This is a genomic window from Ereboglobus sp. PH5-10 (genome assembly GCF_029504735.1).
Classification (GTDB): Bacteria; Verrucomicrobiota; Verrucomicrobiia; order Opitutales; family Opitutaceae; genus Ereboglobus.
The window spans coordinates 218,908-235,594 of the sequence record NZ_JAQFIP010000002.1 but is presented as its reverse complement, the minus strand read 5'-3'; the positions used below and the strand labels follow the sequence as shown (position 1 = coordinate 235,594).

Sequence of the window (16,687 nt, the reverse complement as noted above, 5' to 3'; positions counted from 1 at the left end):
ATGACTCCACACAAACTACTCCTCGGCGCGCTTGCGTGCGTTGTCCTTTCATGCGGGCTTGCCGCCGGTGAAATCAATGTCATCCCGCGTCCCGCGCAGATCGTGCGCGACGATGCGAAGGCGGACGCGCCGTTGGGCGCGGCGCATGTCATTGTGTGCGCCGATGCCGCACTTGGGCGCGTGTATGCGGACACGCTTTTGGAATGGACGGGATTGCGCCTGGCGGTGCACCCGACAACGGCGACCGCGGCGGGCCGTCCGGTAATCAGCGTTGATTCCGCCTCGCGCTCGGCGAACGCGCACGTCGCGCATCCCGAGGGCTACGCGCTTGAGGTCGCCGCGGATGGCGCCGTGCGCATCGAGGCGTCCGCCCGCAACGGCGCGTTTTACGCGCTGCAAACACTCGCGCAGCTCGTGGCGCGGGACGGCGCGCGCGTCACGCTGCCGGTCGTGCGCATTTACGACTCGCCGCGATTCAAGTGGCGCGGCGTGTTGTTCGACGACGGGCGGCACTTCTTCGGCCCGGTTGCGGCGAAGCGATTGATCGACGCCATGGCGCTGTATAAATTCAACACGCTGCACTGGCATCTCACCGAGGACCAGGGCTGGCGCATTGAGATAAAAAAATATCCCAAGCTCACGCAAATCGGCGCGTGGCGCGCCAACTCTCCCACGCCCGGCGACCGCAACAAACCCGACGGCGTGCCGCACGGCGGTTATTACACGCAGGACGAGGTCCGCGAAATCGTCGCCTACGCGCATCAGCGCGGCATCACCGTCGTTCCTGAAATCGAAATCCCGGGGCACGCCGCCGCCGCCATCGCGTCCTATCCGGAACTCGGCAACAGCGACATCGAAGGCTACGCGCCCAAGGTCGTCGAAACCTGGGGCGTGAAACCCTACATCTTCGCGCCCAAGGATGGGACGTTTCGCTTTTTGCAGGATGTGCTCGACGAGGTTTGCGAGTTGTTTCCCAATTCAAAATACATTCACATCGGCGGCGACGAGGCTCCGAAAAAACAATGGAAGGCGTCCGCCTTCGCGCAAAAAGTCATTCGTGAAAACAATCTGAAGGACGAGTTCGAGCTGCAATCGTGGTTCCTCGCGCGCATCGAAAAATATCTCAACGCGCGCGGACGCCGCATCGTCGGCTGGGATGAAATCCAGGAGGGCGGCCTGTCGCCAACCGCGACGATGATGGTCTGGCGCGACTGGAAGTGGGCGCGGCTCGCCATCGAAAAAGGCAACGATGTCGTGATGACGCCAAACTCCCATTGTTACCTGGACTACCTCGCCTCCGCCGACGACAAGCTGGCCGATCCCTATTACGAGCAGCCTGCCCTCAATCGTTCCGGCAACCGTCCGCAGCGGCTCGTCACGCTGGAGAAGGCGTATCACTTCGAGCCCATTCCCGAGGGCACGCCGCCGGAGCGCGAGAAGCAAGTGCTCGGCTGCCAGGCGAACCTTTGGGGCGAGTATCTTTTCGATTGGAACCGAGCCGAGTATAACCTGTATCCGCGCATGTTCGCGCTGGCTGAGGTTGCGTGGAGCCCGAAGGAGGCGCGCGACTGGAGCTGCTTCCAAAAGCGCCTGCCTTCCGCGATTCGTTATCTCGACAAGGTCAACGCCAACTACCGTCGTCCCGACGGCTCGCCCGCGCGGGCGCGATAATTAATTGTCTCAATACGCATCATTGCTTCCTAGTTGTAGAAGAAAACCCACACACTCCCCATGCTAACAAACCTCTCGTCTCTCGATTTGGCGATCATCGCCGGCTTTCTGATCTCGGTGGTGCTCGTCGGTTCCGCCGCCGCGCGCCGCTCGGGCCGCAGCGCCGGCGACTTCTTTCTCTCCGGCCGCTCCATGCCCTGGTGGCTGCTCGGCGTCTCGATGGTGGCGTGCACGTTTTCGTGCGACACGCCGAACCTCGTCACCGACATCGTGCGCACGCACGGCGTGGCGGGCAACTGGGTGTGGTGGGCGTTTCTGCTGACGGGCATGCTGACGGTTTTTGTCTATGCGAAACTCTGGCGCCGCTCGGCGCTCGACACCGACCTCGGCTTTTACGAGATCCGCTACAGTGGACGTCCCGCGGCGGCCCTGCGCGGATTTCGCGCGCTGTATCTGGGCGTGTTTTTTAATGTCATGATCATGGCCACCGTGTCGCTCGCGGCGATCAAGATCGGGCAGGTGCTCTTCGGCCTTTCGCCTGTGGAAACATTGCTGTGGGCCATGGCGGGCGTGGCGGTTTACGCGACGCTCGGCGGACTGACCGGGTCGATCTGGGCGGATTTTTACCAATATTCCGTGGCGATGGTCGGCGCGATTTTTGCGGCGGTTTACGCGGTCAAGTCGCCCGAGGTCGGCGGCATCTCGTCGCTGGGTGAATTGTTTTCCAACGCCGACGTCTCGGCGCGCATGGCGATGTTTCCCGACCGCGAGGGCGGGCTTTCGACGCTGATGACGTTGTTGATTCTGCCCGTGGCCGTGCAGTGGTGGAACGTCTGGTATCCCGGTTCCGAACCCGGCGGCGGCGGCTACATCGCGCAACGCATGCTCTCGGCGAAAAACGAAAAGAACGCCGTCGGCGCCACGCTCCTGTTCAACTTCCTGCACTACGCCGTGCGCCCCTGGCCGTGGATCATCGTCGCGCTCGTTTCGTTGACGCAGTTTCCGCTCACCCCGCCCGACCAGCAGGCCGCCGCGCGCACGTGGCTCGCCGCGAATCCGGATCTCGTCACCCGCTACGAAAGCGGCGACGCGACACTCGGCGAAACCGTGCGCAACGAGGTGCGCCAGGCGCGCGCCGACGCCGCCGGAACGGGCAGTCTCGCGCGGGAGTTTCCGAATGTGGACGAGCAGTTCTTGCGGCACGACATCGCGTATCCCGGCATGATTTCCAAGATGCCCAAGGGCTGGCTCGGGCTGATCGTCGCCTCGCTCATCGCCGCCTACATGTCCACCATCGCCACGCACCTGAACTGGGGCTCCTCCTACGTGGTGCAGGATTTCTACACGCGCTTCATCCGCAAGGACGTCAGCCCGCGCCACGCCGTGTTCGTCGGGCGCCTTACGATGCTCGCGCTGCTCGCGCTTTCGGGGGTGGTCGCGCTCTGGATGCAAAACGCGAAGGATTCCTTCGACATTCTCCTCCAGATCGGCGCCGGCACCGGGCTGCTCTACATCCTGCGCTGGTTCTGGTGGCGCATCAACGCGTGGAGCGAAATCACCGCGATGATCGTCTCCTTCGCCGTCGCCTGTTTCTTCCAATGGGGCGCGCCGCATCTCGGCATCGAGGCGGCCATGCGCGAGAGCGGCTGGTTCTCAATCATGGATTACAGCGCGTGGAAGCTCGTCCTCGGCATTTTGCTGACAACCGCCGGCTGGCTGGTCGTGACATTCCTCACGCAACCCGAGCCGCAGGAAGTGCTCGCGAAGTTCTGCGAAAAAATCCGCGCGGGCGGTCCCGGCTGGCGCAAGGTGAGCGCTGCGATGCCCGCGTCGTCCGTTGCGAAGGGCAAGTGGGATGTGCCCACCGGCCTGCTGTGCATGATGGTCGGCTGCCTTGCGGTTTGGTCGGCCCTGTTCGGCATCGGCAATTTGCTCTACGGGCGCTCGACGCTGGGCACGGTGCTCTGCGTCGTGGCGGTGCTCGCCACGCTTGCCACGCTGCGGCTCTCCACACGCATCAAACTGGGCTGATCGCGTCCGTCATTATCCATTGAAATTTTCCGCCATGAAAACTCGAACTGCGCTTCCTCTCATCCCCAACGGGGATGAATCCCTTAGCCCGGGGTTGGCGCGAGGAACGAGCGCCTACCCTGGGTTTGTTGAAAGAGAAAACACAACCCTGAAGGGGTTGCATCTTTTGCGAACGCATGGCGAACAAACAGGCCGCAACCCCGTTGGGGTTGGTTGTCATGTTTATTATTCCCGGGGTAGCTCGCCGCGCTCGCAACCCCGGGCTAGAGGACAGAAGCCCGTTGGGCTTCAAGCGCGGACTCATCTGTTTTTTTAATCCAATAATTTTTTCCCATGACAGACATTCGTCCGAAAATCACACCTCCCCTCGATCCCGCCTTTGTGCCCGCCTCGCTTTGGACGCGCGCCTACGGCCGGCTGGTGGCAAACGACAACGGCGCGCGCGACGTCGAAATCACGCTCGTGCGCGGCGATGGCGGCCGCACAACCCATCGCACGCGCGCACTCGCCGCGGGTCATCCGCGGGCCGCGCTCACGCTCCGCCACATCGAGCGCATGATCAAGTTTCTCCTCTGGCAGCGCGGCGGCTGCCGTGTGCTCATCGCGGGCGCGGACGAGCTGGTCGAGCCGCTCAAGCGCATTTACGGAGCGCAGGGCGAGCGCGCGTTCGACTGCGAAATGATGGGGGCTAAGATTTACGGGAAACCCTTCGAGGTCGCCCGCGCGGATGTGTCGAACGCGGCGTCCTCATCCGAGTCTCAGGACGAGCTTTCGGTTGGCGGGCATCTCGACGGCTGCCGCATCGGTTTCGACCTCGGCGGAAGCGATCGCAAAGTCGCCGCGCTCATCGACGGGCGCGTGGTGTTTTCCGAGGAAATCCCGTGGAGTCCGTATTTCGAAAAAGATCCCTCGTATCACATCGACGGCGTGCAGGACTTGCTTGTTCGCGCCGCCGCGCACCTGCCTCGCGTCGATGCCATCGGCGGCAGCTCCGCCGGCGTGTATGTGAACAACGAGGTGCGTGTCGCGTCGCTTTTCCGCAACATCACACCCGAGCTTTTTGAGAAAAAAATCCGCCGCATGTTTCCCGACCTGCGCGAACGCTGGGGCGGCGTGCCCTTCGAGGTCGCCAACGACGGCGAGGTGACCGCGCTCGCCGGCTCGATGTTCATGAAGGACAACGCCGTGCTCGGCGTCTCGATGGGCACCAGCCAGGCCGGCGGCTACGTCACCCCCAAGGGCGGCATCACGCCCTGGCTCAACGAGCTCGCGTTCACGCCAATCGATTACCGCGAGGACGCGCCCCGCGATGAATGGTCGGGCGACGGCGGTTGCGGCGTGCAGTATTTTTCGCAGCAAGGCGTGGCGCGCCTCGCCCGCGCCGCCGGTTTCGGCTTCCCCGAAACCATGCCGATGCCCGAGCAACTCGAAGCCGTGCAGGCGGCCATGACGAAGGATGACCCGCGCGCGCGCGCCATCTACGAAACCGTGGGCGACTGCTTCGGCTATTCGCTCGCCCACTACGCGGATTTCTACGAGCTGCGCAACATCCTCATCCTCGGCCGCGTGACATCCGGTGAGGGCGGTCGCGTCATCATCGACCGCGCGCGCGCCGTGCTGGACGCGGAGTTCCCCGAACTCTCCACGCGCCTCGCGTTGCGCACGCCCGGCGAGCAGGAAAAACGCCATGGCCAGGCCATCGCCGCCGCCAGCCTGCCGGCGATAACTGACGTGCAAAAATGACGACGACGATTTTTCTTTGGAGTGCGGTGGCAGAGCGAAGCGGCGACACCGCTTTGAGCGATTTGCGAATTTTCTCCGCATTCGAAAGCGGCGTCGCCGGGCTCTGAGCCCTCTGCCGCCGCACTCCAAAAACAGGCAATTTTCAACAACCAACAACCACACCTATTCATCATGAAATTCACACGCAACGAAGCCGACATCTTTGTTCCCGAATCCGCCCTCGCGCCCGCCGACGCGCTCAAGCGCACCACGCACCTGTGCATCGCCGCGCACCAAGACGACATTGAAATCATGGCCTACCAAGGCATCGCCGCCTGCTTCGGTCGCGACGACAAATGGTTTTCCGGCGTCGTCGTCACCAACGGCGCGGGCAGCCCGCGTTCGGGCCCCTACAAGGATTACACCGACGAGGCCATGCAGGGCATCCGCCGTCGCGAGCAGCGCAAGGCCGCCTATGTCGGCGATTATTCGATTCAGTTTCAGCTCGCGCATCCCAGCGCGGCGGTGAAGAACCCGGCCGACGCCGGCGTGCAAGCCGACCTCGCCGCAATCCTCGCCGGATGCACGCCCGAGGTCGTCTATTTGCACCAACCCGCCGACAAGCACGACACGCACATCGCGGTGCTCTCGCACAGCCTCAAGGCGTTGCGCGCGCTTCCCGCGGAGCGTCGTCCGAAAAAAGTGATCGGCTGCGAAGTCTGGCGCGACCTCGACTGGATGTGCGACACCGACAAGCACGCGCTCGACACCGGCGCGCACCCGAACATCGGCGCCTCGCTCGTCGGCGTCTTCGACTCGCAGATCACGGGAGGCAAGCGCTACGACCTCGCCACGGCGGGCCGCCGCCTCGCGAACGCCACCTACCACACCTCGCACGCCACCGATGTTTACGACGGCATCAACTGGGCCATGGACCTGACGCCGCTCGTGGAAAACCCCGAGTATTCAATTTCCGAATACACGCTCGCCCACATCGACCGCTTCCGCCAGGACGTCGCCGACCGCATCAAGAAGTTTTCTTGATAAATTTCGCGCAAGGGCGCGCCACTGCGCGCTCTCTCCCGGCGTTGCGATGAGATAATTATTGTTTGTCGATGATGACGGTTGTCAGCGACCAGCTGTTCAGCGGCAGGCAGACGGCCAGATACTGGTTCTTGAATTTGACCTGAAAGCGCTGGCGCACCTTGGGGTTTTCACCGGCGGCAACGACGATCACAAACTGGCCGTCCGGGTTTTTGAATGTGATGGCGGTCAGCGCGTCGTCCGGCTGCTCAATGGCCATGATCTGCGCGCCCCGCTTTACGTAGGGGCTGAAGTGGAAGAACACGGCGCATTGCGTGCTCTTGCTCACTTTTCCGGTTTCGGTGTCGATCGACATGAGACCGCCGCAAGGGAATCTTCCGGTGTTGGGCTGGCCGTCCTCGTCCAAGAGCAGATTCCAACTGGTGAAGGAGGAGCAGCCATTGTTGAGGGCGCCAAAAATCACCTCCGACCACCATTTCGGAGTCTGGATGTCTTTCAGCGCCAGGTTGGGGCCGCGCTCGGTCAGGTGCATTTTCGTGCCCGGGTTTTGTTTCAAAACTTCCCGCATCATCTCGGGCTTTCCGGCGTAGGGATGCCATGCCACGGCCGCCGCGTTGCGCTTTACGTCGGGGTCCGCGAGCATCTGGTTCACACGATCACGACCCTCGTAATCCCAGTCATACAACCATATTTCCGTGTCGAGCCCCGCCTCCTTGAACGCCGCGGGCATCAGTTTTCCGGCCAGTTCGATTTCCTGTTTTGCGGAGACAAGTGTCGCGGGGCAGCCGCCGCGCTGGTCGGTTCCCGGTTCGTTTTGCACCGAGACGGCGTCGATGCGAACGCCGCGTTCCTTGTAGGCCTTGAGATAGGCCGTCCAATAGGCCGCGAACGACGGCAAATATTTGTCGAGCAGGCTGCCGCCGCACATGGCGCCGGAATCTTTCATCCAACCCGGGACGCTCCACACGGCCGCGTAGGTGAACAAGTCGGAGCGGTAACTGTGGACGCGCTTGATGATCGGAATCATATAGGCCTCGTCGCGCGCCACGGAAAATTTCTTCATCTCAACATCGCCCTCGTTATCGTTGTAGTTGTAGAGCTCGGTTGCGTAGTCGCTCGATCCGCAGTTGAGGCGTATCATTGAGATGTTCATGCCGCGGGAGCTGAACGCCTCCTTGAGCACTTTGTGGCGGGCTTCGATATCCATCTGCGAAAGCAGCCAGCAACTGGCGTCGGTCATCGAAACCCCGATGCCGAAATATTCGTGCGAAGGCTTGGCGGCATCCAAGTCGATCGACTTAAGCAAACTGTATTCGTGCCGCGTGAAAGGTGTCGATGCCACTTCGCGCAGGGCCTTGTCCTTTGTGGTTTGCAGGATGCGAAACTGGATTTCGTTGTCCTTCGGCACATAAGATCCGGCGAAGGCGGATAACGAACAGCCAATCAGGGCAGACACTACGAGGAAGGTTTTACGGGGACTCATAACGCGCATGTGAAACGCAAGGAATTGCTGAGTCGATTAAAACATTCGGAATAAATATTTATTTAATGTTTGGCGCGGCATGTTTGGGGTAGGGCGAACCGTCCCGGTGAGCCGAGACTGTGGGCGGCTCACCGGGACGGTTCGCCCTGCCAAAGCGGTTCACGGGCGTCGCAAGCGACGCCCCTACGTGGAGGATTTGGCGTTGTTTGTCTGAACGAATTTTCCGTAGGCGCGCGGCGCCATGCCCATGGCGTTTTTGAAGGCGCGGCTGAATGCGTGGATCGACTCGAATCCGCACGCCCTTGAGATTTCCTCAATGCTGCCGCGGTTCGGATCGCCGAGCATTGACGCGGCAATCAACAGTCGCGATTCGCGCATGTAGCTGCCGAGACTCACGCCCAGGTTTTTGCGGAAGATCGCCCGCAAATAACTAATCGAGTAGCCAGTGTGCGCGGCGAGATCGGATATGGTTACGGGCTCCCCGAGGTGCGAGCGCACGTAGGCGTTGATTTTTTCCAGAATCGCGCCGCGCGTGTCCGACTCCTCGCCGTCGTTGCGAATCACGCAATCGGCTTCGCTGCATTTGGCGAGCCGTTGCAGAAAGTCGGAAACCTTGAGCACCAAATTCAAGCCGCGCCCGGGGGCGGCGGCGGGCGATGCATATTCATTAATAAGCGCGTCGAGCTCTTCGATTTCGCGCGCGCCGAGCTTGCGCGGCGAGTTGCGCAGGGGCCGCAGGGTGGCGGCATTTTTCATTTCAAAGGTAACAAACACCCACTTTATCGGCCCTTTCTCAATGTCCAGATAATGGTGAAACTGGTGCGGAAATATCAGGCAAGCCATGCCGGGTGTGAGTTGATACGGCACGCCGTCCACATGAATGCGTCCGGTTTTCTGAAGCGGCACCACCAATTCGTAGCGATGATGGTAATTGTGCGTCACACCGCGCGGCCGCAGCATGTCCGGCGAGGTGCGCTTGAAAATGATGATGTTGTCGGCGACCGCGGCGTCCTCCAGTTTCGCGCCGGAAAACAAGTCGGCCGGATTGACCAACCGGTTGAGCGATTTGCCGATTCGATCGCAGGCTGCCTTGAGCGAAGCCCGGTCGTTTGCGCGCGCGCCGCTCTTTTTTATCGGGTTTCGTGGCATGCCTTGTAATACGCGAGCGTTTCGCGCAGCCCCGTCTCAAGCGATCCCGACAGCGGAACACCCGCCTGGCGCAACGCGTCCACGTTTGCGCGCGAATGGCGCACGTCGCCGGCGCGTTCCGGCGCGTGGCGGATATCGGAGCGCGAGCCGGACATGGCGATGATGCGTTGCGCCAGTTCGAGTATTGTGATTTGCCCGCCGTAACCCGCGTTGAACACGCCGGACAGTCCGGGAGTGGTGGCGGCCTGGATGCACGCCGCCGCGAGGTCTTTCACATAGATGAAATCGCGCGTCTGCCCGCCGTCGCCGAAGAGGGTGAGCGGTTCGTTCGCGAGCGCCTTTTGCATGAAGATCGGCACCGCTGCGGCGTAGGCGCTTCCGGGGTCCTGGCGCGGGCCGAACACGTTGAAGAACCGGAAGGCGACCGTGTCGAGCCGCCCCGTTTCGGCGAACTGGCGGCAGTAGTATTCGCCGTCGAGCTTGGTCACGGCGTAGGGGCTGCGCGGCTCGGGAAGCATGGTCTCGAGTTTCGGCACGGAGGGGTTGTTTCCATAGACGGCTGCGGACGAGGCGAAGAAGAGCTTTTTCACGCCTGCGGCGGCGGCTTCCTCGAGGACGTTGAGCGTGCCGGTGACGTTGAGGGAAACGCATTCGTGCGGACGCTCAACGGATTCGGGCACGCTGATCAGCGCGGCGAGGTGAAACACATAATCGACGCCGCGCATGGCCGCGCGGAGCGCGTCGCGGCTCAGGATGGAGTCCTCGATGAACTCCACGCTCATGCCCGCCAGGTTTTTTTCGGATCCCGTGCGCAGGCTGTCGAGCACGCGCACTTCGGCGCGTCCTTGCAATTGTTCCGCGATGTGACTGCCGATGAATCCGGCTCCGCCGGTGATGAGCACTTTCATTGTGAGGTCTCCTTGTTTGCGATGCGTGTGGTGATGGTTTCCATTGCGGATTGTTGCGAGTCGATGCTGCGCGCGAGGGCGAATTGCGTGCGGCATCGGTCGAGGTTGTGGCCGGGGCGTTTTGTTTTGAAATACACGTCGCCCTCAAGGTAATCGGTGAGAAAACGCAGGCCGATTTCGAAGGTGATGAGTTTGCCCGAAAAAGCGAGGTGCGCGCGCTCGGCCTCGTTCAGGAATGAGCCGGCGGCGCTCAAGTAGCCGGATACAAGCCCCTCGTAAAAGGGCATGCGCATGGAGATTTTGGAGAGGTCGCGCTCGTCCTCCGCGCCCGAGTTTGTCGCGGAGCGCACCATGTCGCCAAAGTCGTAGAGGGCGAGGCCGGGCATCACGGTGTCGAGGTCGATCACACAAATGCCCTCGTGCGTGGCGTCGTCGAGCATCACATTGTTGATCTTGGTGTCGTTGTGCGTGATTCGCTCGGGGATCGCGCCGCTTTTCTGGAGGTTGAGCAGCACGTCCACCATGGATTCGCTCTTTAGCGCGAAGTCGATTTCATCGCGCGCATTCGCCGCGCGGTTGTGCGCGTCGTCCGCGAGCGCGCGCTGGAAGTTTTCGAAGCGTTTGCGCGTGTTGTGAAAATCGGGGATGGTTTCGCGCAGGCGCCCGCCGGGCAGGTCGTTCAGCAGGCCTTGAAACGTGCCGAAGGCGCGGGCCGCCTCGCGCGCGTGCGACGGGGTTTCGACGATGTCGTAGGTGCGCGCGTTCTCGATGAAAAGGTAACACCGCCAGGCGTGGCCGCCGGCGGCATTGAGATGGGAGCGTCCGTCGCGGGTCGGCACAAGGGTGAGCGCGCGGCGCGAGGCGTCGGTGCCTTTTTCCTTTGCGCGGCGCGAGGCGTGGCTGGTGACGCGTTCGATGTTGTCCATCAGCGCCGCGACGTCCTTGAAAATATTTTGGTTTATTTTTTGAAAGATGTAGCGAACCGGCGCGCCCGACTGGTCGAATCGCGCGACAAAGGTGTCGTTGATATGCCCGGAACCGTAGGGTTGCGCGCCCAGGAACTGCCCGTGCAGCATGAATTGTCCGGCAACATCGGCCAAGTCCGAGGGTGGGGAGGGGAGGGCGTTATGGCTCATCGTAAAGAATTATGGGTAGGTCATTAAGATAGTCGTTTTTGTCAATTAGTTTTCATTTTTAACTTTTTAGATGCTCGCCAAAACACCGGCACCCGCGCGGTGATAGGGATTGTCAAACAACAGCCTCCCGGCAAACCATCGACTGTGTATTTCACCAACAACCCTCAACTTCATCCTTTTCGCCATGCCCAAGCCATTGCCTGAAGTTTTCCATTATTTCCACGAGGCCGCGTTTTTTATTGTTCTGGTCGCGCTTCTGTTGCTCGTCACCGAATGCGCGTTCCGCTACGGGCGCCGGCGCGCCGCAAATGCGCGCGAGCATCTGAGCGGCCAGGTCACCGCGCTCGGCGGCACGCTGCTGGGGCTTGTCGCTTTGATGCTCGGTTTCGCCTTCGGCATGGCGCTCGGGCGTTTCAACACGCGGCAGGATTTGCTGCGGCAGGAGGTCAACGACCTTCAGACCGCCCACCTGTTCGCGGATCTCCTGCCGAGGGATGGCGCGCAAAAAATGAAGGAGCGGATTTACGAATACACGGGCCTGCGCGCCGAATACTACACGCCGGGCACGCGCGCCGACCAGATGCGCGACAACATCGACCGCACAAACATCCTGCAAAATGAAATGTGGGCGGAGACCGTGCGATTGCTCGAACGCGCCAACACCGAAAAGGCCGGCGTCGGCGCGGACCAAATCGTAAACTTCATGAACACACTCACCCGCGTGTTTTCCGACGAAAACGACCGCACCGCCGCGCGCGGCAATCACATTCCCGAGGCGATCATCTGGCTGCTGATATTTGTCTCGGCCTGCGCCACCGGCACGCTCGCCTACGGCATCGGTTTAAAAAGCACGCGCATCTTCTGGCCAAACGTCGTTCTGGTCATGGCCATTTGCTCGGTGTTGACCATCATCCTCGACCTCGACCGCCCGATCCGCGGCGTCATCATCATCAACCAGGGCAGCATGGCCGCGCTTCACCAAACGATCGGCGGGGATATCAAGGCGCCGAGGGAGTAGATTATCAAGGAGCCCAAAAAATAATACCGACATGAAGATTGTCAAAAATACCGCGGGTGGCGTTTTGTGCGCGATGGCCGCGCCGTTGCTGTTCACGTCCGGCGCGGTCGCGCAGCCGGATGCCAACAAGGCAGGCCGGCCCAACATATTGTTTTGCATCGCCGATGACGCGTCGTTCGGGCACATGTCGGCGTATGGTTGCAAGTGGGTGAGCACGCCCGCGTTTGATCGCGTGGCGAGGGAGGGTGTTTTGTTCATGCGCGCCTACACGCCGAATGCCAAGTGCGCGCCGTCGCGCGCGGCGGTGCTCACGGGGCGCAACAGCTGGCAGCTCGGAGCGGCGGCGAACCACGGGTGTTATTTTCCCGCGGAATACCGCACCTTCATGGAGGCGATTTCCGGAATGGGGTATGAAACCGGCTTCACGGGAAAAGGGTGGAGTCCGGGCGATCCGGGGACTGCGGAGGATGGAACGCGTCGGCAATTAACCGGCGCGGAATACAATGGGGTTAAGGCAACCCCGCCGACAAAAGGCATTTCGCCAATCGACTACGCGGGGAACTTCGAGTCGTTTCTAAAATCGAGAAACCCCGGACGCCCGTTTTGCTTTTGGTATGGAGGGCGCGAGCCCCATCGCAAATATGAATACGGCTCCGGTGTCGCCGTCGGTGGCAAAAACACGGCGCAGATTGATCGCGTGCCCCCGTATTGGCCCGATACCGAAACCGTGCGCAACGACATGCTCGATTACGCGCTGGAAGTGGAGCATTTCGACAGGCACCTCGGACGCATGCTGGAGGCGTTGGAGCGCGCGGGTGAGTTGGAGAACACAATCATCGTCGTCACTTCCGACAACGGCATGCCGTTTCCCCGGATGAAGGGAACCGCCTACGAGGCATCCGTGCACATGCCGCTGGCGATTTGCTGGCCGCGCGGCATAAAAAATCCCGGACGTGTTTCACACGATTATGTGAGCTTCATAGATTTCGCCCCGACATTCATCGAGGCCGCCAGCGGAGCTCCACAGGCGGCAATCATGGCCCCGGTTCAGGGGCGGAGTTTGATGGATATATTTCAGAACAATGCGCGGGGACGGGAAATGCTGCTCGTCGGACAGGAGCGGCACGACCTGGGGCGTCCGAATGACACCGGATACCCGATACGCGGCCTGCACATGGACGGTTTTTTATATTTGAAAAATTTCGAGCCCGCGCGCTGGCCCATGTGCGATCCGGTAACCGGATATTTGAACACGGACGGCGGCCCGACCAAGACCGCAATCCTCGAGCAAAACAGACGGGGCGTTAATCACTGGATGTGGGAGCTCAATTTCGGAATGCGCCCGGAGGAGGAATTGTATGACCTGTCAACGGATGCCGATTGCATGAACAACCTGGCCCGCGCGCCGGAGCACAGTGCGCGGTTGTCGCAAATGAAAGAGTGTTTGTTTGCCGAGTTGCGCAGGCAAAACGACCCGCGCATGGAGGGACGCGGCGATGTTTTCGACCAATATCCCTACGCATCGAAAAACAGGAATTTATACAATCGCTTCATGAACAAAAACGAACGCGCCAAGATAAGGACCTCGTGGGTGGAACAAAGCGATTTCGAGGCGCCCGATTTTGATCCGGAGCGTCCGCTGAAACGATAGGGCGGTCACAGTCTTGGAAGTTTGGAATTGGGAATGGCTCCGCATGACTTTTTCGTCTTGAAACCAAGCAAATGGAAATCGTCGATTCGCATGTGCATTTGTATCCGCCGGAGCTGAACGCGGCTCCGGCTGAATGGGCGGCGGCGCGCGGCGAGGCGCACTGGGCGGTGCTGTGCACGCGCACGCGAAAGGACGGGCGACGCGTGCAGGAGTTTCCAAGCGTCGATGAATTGCTGCGCGCGATGGATGCGGCGGGCGTGGCGCGCGCGGTGCTCCAAGGATGGTATTGGGAGCGGCCGGAGACATGCGAATGGCAGAATGGTTTTTATGAAAAATGCGTGCGCGCGCATCCGGACCGACTGAGCGCGTGCGCGGCCCTGCATCCGGGCGCGGGAGCGGAGGCGGCGCGCGAATCGGTGAGGCGCGCGGCGGAGGCCGGGTTTGTCGGGCTTGGTGAATTGTCACCACATTCGCAGGGCGTGATGGCCGATGCGGCGGCGCGGGAGGCGATGGATGCGGCGCTGGCGCTTGCGGGCGAGCTGGGGTTGTCGGTGTGCATGCACGTCACCGAATCGGCGGGCGAGGCGGGACGAAGAAATTATCCGGGAAAGGTGGAGACGCCCATCGGAGATTTCGTGCGCTGGGCGCTGCGGCATCCGGGGACGCGCTTCGTGCTGGCGCATTGGGGGGCGCGGTTGCCGCTGGATGCGGAATGGAGTGAGCCGGTGCGAAACCTCGGAAACATTTTTTATGACACGGCGGCGTCGCCGCTGACGTATGGCGCGAACACCAGCGCGGGCATTTGGCGCGAGATGGCGGATGCCTCGGGCGCGGAACGGGTTTTGTTTGGAACGGATTATCCGCTTGTTCTGTATCCAAAAAACAATGACGCGAACGCCGCTGATTCGATGGCGTCGCTCATCGCCGAAGCACGCACAGGCGAGTTGAGCGAGATGGAACTTGAGGCGGTTTTAGGCGGCAATGCGAAGCGGGTGTTTGCGCAATCGCGTTAATTTTTAACCCGAAACAAACCGCTCAATCTTTCGCTCTTCCCTCAAATTGGGATGGATCAATGGGTGTGAGGTTGGTCACAGCCGGAAGTGGGCGGTGATTTGGTATTGGAAAAGGATATTTTCCTCACGGGTGCCGGAGCCGATGTTGTGAATAATGAGCGGGGTGCTGTCGGGTGCTTTTTTGTCGGAGACGATGCCGATGTGCGGGAGCGAGCCCTTGGGACGGAGATTCCACGCGACGATATCGCCGGGCTTGTAGTCGGCGGCTTTGTCGGTGACGGCAACGGATTTCCCGGCGCGTTTGAAATAGGTGCAAAGATTGGGAACGCGGCGGTGATCGATGTTTTTGTCGGTTTTGCTGAGCCCCCAAATTTTTGGGTAGGCGGAAAAGTTGGCGCGCATGTCCTCGTGGACGAGTTGCTGGAGGTCGGCGTTTTGCTTGCGCAAGGCGCGCACGATCACGTCGGCACACACGCCGGTGTCGATGGGCACATCGCCGTTCGGGTATCCGATTTTTCGATACGCCGGATCATAGGAAGTGGTGACGCCGATTTGCGCGCGGGCTGCGGCAATGGTTTGGGCGGGGGTGATTTTAGGGAGTGCGCCGGAGGCGCTTGCGGCGATGACGAGCAAAGAAAAGAGAAGTGCGGTTCGCTTCAAAAACTTATCTCTCATCGTGATATTCATCATCAAACACAGAGAGTTGTTGTTTAGATTCTTCATATATCCACCAACCGGTGGGGCTTTGATTGCGATAGGGAATCTGTTTTTTGCGAGGCATATAAATTATTACAGCAATTTATATTTTCATTTTGTATCTACTCCCCTTGCCCTAATCAGATGTTTTTCTTTTCTGAAATAGTCGATATACATTGAATCGCTGTGGCAAACCACAGACCTGTTCGATGTATACTGTTCCGGTAGATTCAATGAAACGATTAATACGATAGTGTTTTTCGCGCCTCACCCGATCTTCACCGTTCCCAGCAGTTGTTTCGTCAAAAACGCGGTTTGTTGCGCGGCCAAATCCTTGAGGCCTTTTTGGGCGAGGACGAGGAGGCCTTGGAGCTGGTCGTTACTGAAAGTGGCTTCCTCGCCCGTGCCCTGCACTTCGACAAACTGGCCCTTGCCGGTCATCACGACGTTAAAATCGACTTCGGCGTCCTTGTCCTCGAGATAGTTTAAGTCGAGCAGTTCCTTGCCTTCGTGGATGCCAACGCTCACGGCGGCGACGGAATCGAGGAGGGGATTTTCGGCGAGCTTTTTGGCGTCGATAAGTTTTTGCACGGCGAGGCGCGCGGCGAGGTAGGCGCCCGTGATCGAGGCAGTGCGGGTGCCGCCGTCGGCTTGGAGCACGTCGCAGTCGATCCAGAGGGTGTTTTGGCCGAGTTTCTGAAGATCGATGATGGCGCGGAGGGAGCGACCGATGAGTCGCTGGATTTCAACGGTGCGTCCGTCGATGCGGCCCTTGGAAATGTCACGCGACTTGCGGTCGAGGGTGGAGTAGGGGAGCATCGAATACTCGGCGGTGAGCCAGCCGCCTTTCACGCCCTGCTGTTTCATCCAGTTGGGGACGTTGGGTTCGATGGTCGCGGCGCAGATGACGCGAGTGTTGCCGAAGCCGATGAGCACGGAGCCGGTGGCGTGCGGCGCGATGTCGGGAACGAGCGTGATGGGACGGAGTTGATCGGGTGTGCGGTTGTCGTTGCGGTGCATGGATGAAAAAGGAGTCAGGAGTCGGAATTCGCGGTTTGGCGCTGTTGTGCCGTGGAGGTTGCGGAGCCGAAACTGTTAACTGAAAACTGTAAACCGTAAACTGCCTCTGCCGTGGGGCGCGCTCGGTAACGGTGTTTCGAGCGAT

General features: G+C 60.7%; 13 protein-coding genes. 7 read left to right on the top strand and 6 right to left on the bottom strand.

Going from position 1 to position 16,687, the window contains the following annotated elements; all coding sequences use genetic code 11:
- The 4 genes from M2447_RS02925 (at nucleotide 1) to M2447_RS02910 (ending at nucleotide 6,468) form a co-directional block, all read left to right on the top strand.
- The gene (locus M2447_RS02925; protein ID WP_277557333.1) at nucleotides 1-1,671 is read left to right on the top strand and encodes a beta-N-acetylhexosaminidase; all 1,671 of its coding nucleotides are present in this window, start codon (nucleotides 1-3) and stop codon (nucleotides 1,669-1,671) included.
- A gap of 60 nt (nucleotides 1,672-1,731) precedes the next feature.
- Nucleotides 1,732-3,702, top strand: a complete 1,971-nt coding sequence (locus M2447_RS02920) for a sodium:solute symporter family protein (RefSeq protein ID WP_277509010.1) — start codon at nucleotides 1,732-1,734, stop codon at nucleotides 3,700-3,702.
- A gap of 333 nt (nucleotides 3,703-4,035) precedes the next feature.
- Nucleotides 4,036-5,445, top strand: coding sequence for an ROK family protein (locus tag M2447_RS02915; RefSeq protein WP_277557332.1), 1,410 nt, complete (start codon nucleotides 4,036-4,038; stop codon nucleotides 5,443-5,445).
- Between the two features lie 171 nt (nucleotides 5,446-5,616).
- Nucleotides 5,617-6,468, top strand: coding sequence for a PIG-L family deacetylase (locus M2447_RS02910; protein WP_277557331.1), 852 nt, complete (start codon nucleotides 5,617-5,619; stop codon nucleotides 6,466-6,468).
- Between the two features lie 58 nt (nucleotides 6,469-6,526).
- Here the strand turns inward: M2447_RS02910 and M2447_RS02905 are convergent, their stop codons facing one another.
- From M2447_RS02905 to M2447_RS02890, 4 genes are all read right to left on the bottom strand, one after another.
- A complete protein-coding gene (locus M2447_RS02905; RefSeq protein ID WP_277557330.1) occupies nucleotides 6,527-7,951 on the bottom strand; it encodes a hypothetical protein in 1,425 nt (474 codons plus the stop codon).
- 183 nt (nucleotides 7,952-8,134) lie between these two features.
- On the bottom strand, nucleotides 8,135-9,100 hold the full coding sequence (locus M2447_RS02900) for an AraC family transcriptional regulator (RefSeq protein ID WP_277557329.1): 966 nt from the start codon (nucleotides 9,098-9,100) through the stop codon (nucleotides 8,135-8,137).
- Nucleotides 9,082-10,008, bottom strand: a complete 927-nt coding sequence (locus tag M2447_RS02895; protein ID WP_277557328.1) for an NAD-dependent epimerase/dehydratase family protein — start codon at nucleotides 10,006-10,008, stop codon at nucleotides 9,082-9,084. The genes M2447_RS02900 and M2447_RS02895 overlap by 19 nt, the downstream gene beginning before the upstream one ends.
- Nucleotides 10,005-11,144, bottom strand: coding sequence for an aminoglycoside phosphotransferase family protein (locus tag M2447_RS02890; RefSeq protein ID WP_277557327.1), 1,140 nt, complete (start codon nucleotides 11,142-11,144; stop codon nucleotides 10,005-10,007). Before M2447_RS02890 ends, M2447_RS02895 begins: the two co-directional genes overlap by 4 nt.
- A 184-nt stretch (nucleotides 11,145-11,328) precedes the next feature.
- Between M2447_RS02890 and M2447_RS02885 the strand changes: the two genes are divergently transcribed.
- From M2447_RS02885 to M2447_RS02875, 3 genes are all read left to right on the top strand, one after another.
- Entirely contained in the window at nucleotides 11,329-12,162 is an 834-nt protein-coding gene (locus M2447_RS02885) for a hypothetical protein (RefSeq protein ID WP_277557326.1), read from the top strand.
- A gap of 31 nt (nucleotides 12,163-12,193) precedes the next feature.
- Nucleotides 12,194-13,813, top strand: coding sequence for a sulfatase (locus M2447_RS02880; protein ID WP_277557325.1), 1,620 nt, complete (start codon nucleotides 12,194-12,196; stop codon nucleotides 13,811-13,813).
- A gap of 71 nt (nucleotides 13,814-13,884) precedes the next feature.
- A complete protein-coding gene (locus tag M2447_RS02875) occupies nucleotides 13,885-14,826 on the top strand; it encodes a TatD family hydrolase (protein WP_277557324.1) in 942 nt (313 codons plus the stop codon).
- A 75-nt stretch (nucleotides 14,827-14,901) separates the two neighbouring features.
- Here M2447_RS02875 and M2447_RS02870 read toward each other — a convergent pair whose 3' ends face one another.
- Nucleotides 14,902-15,459, bottom strand: coding sequence for a DUF1287 domain-containing protein (locus M2447_RS02870; RefSeq protein ID WP_277508997.1), 558 nt, complete (start codon nucleotides 15,457-15,459; stop codon nucleotides 14,902-14,904).
- A 330-nt stretch (nucleotides 15,460-15,789) separates the two neighbouring features.
- Nucleotides 15,790-16,542 (bottom strand): ribonuclease PH, encoded by a 753-nt coding sequence (gene rph / locus M2447_RS02865; RefSeq protein ID WP_277508996.1) that lies wholly within the window; start codon nucleotides 16,540-16,542, stop codon nucleotides 15,790-15,792.
- Between the last annotated feature and the right edge of the window lie 145 nt (nucleotides 16,543-16,687).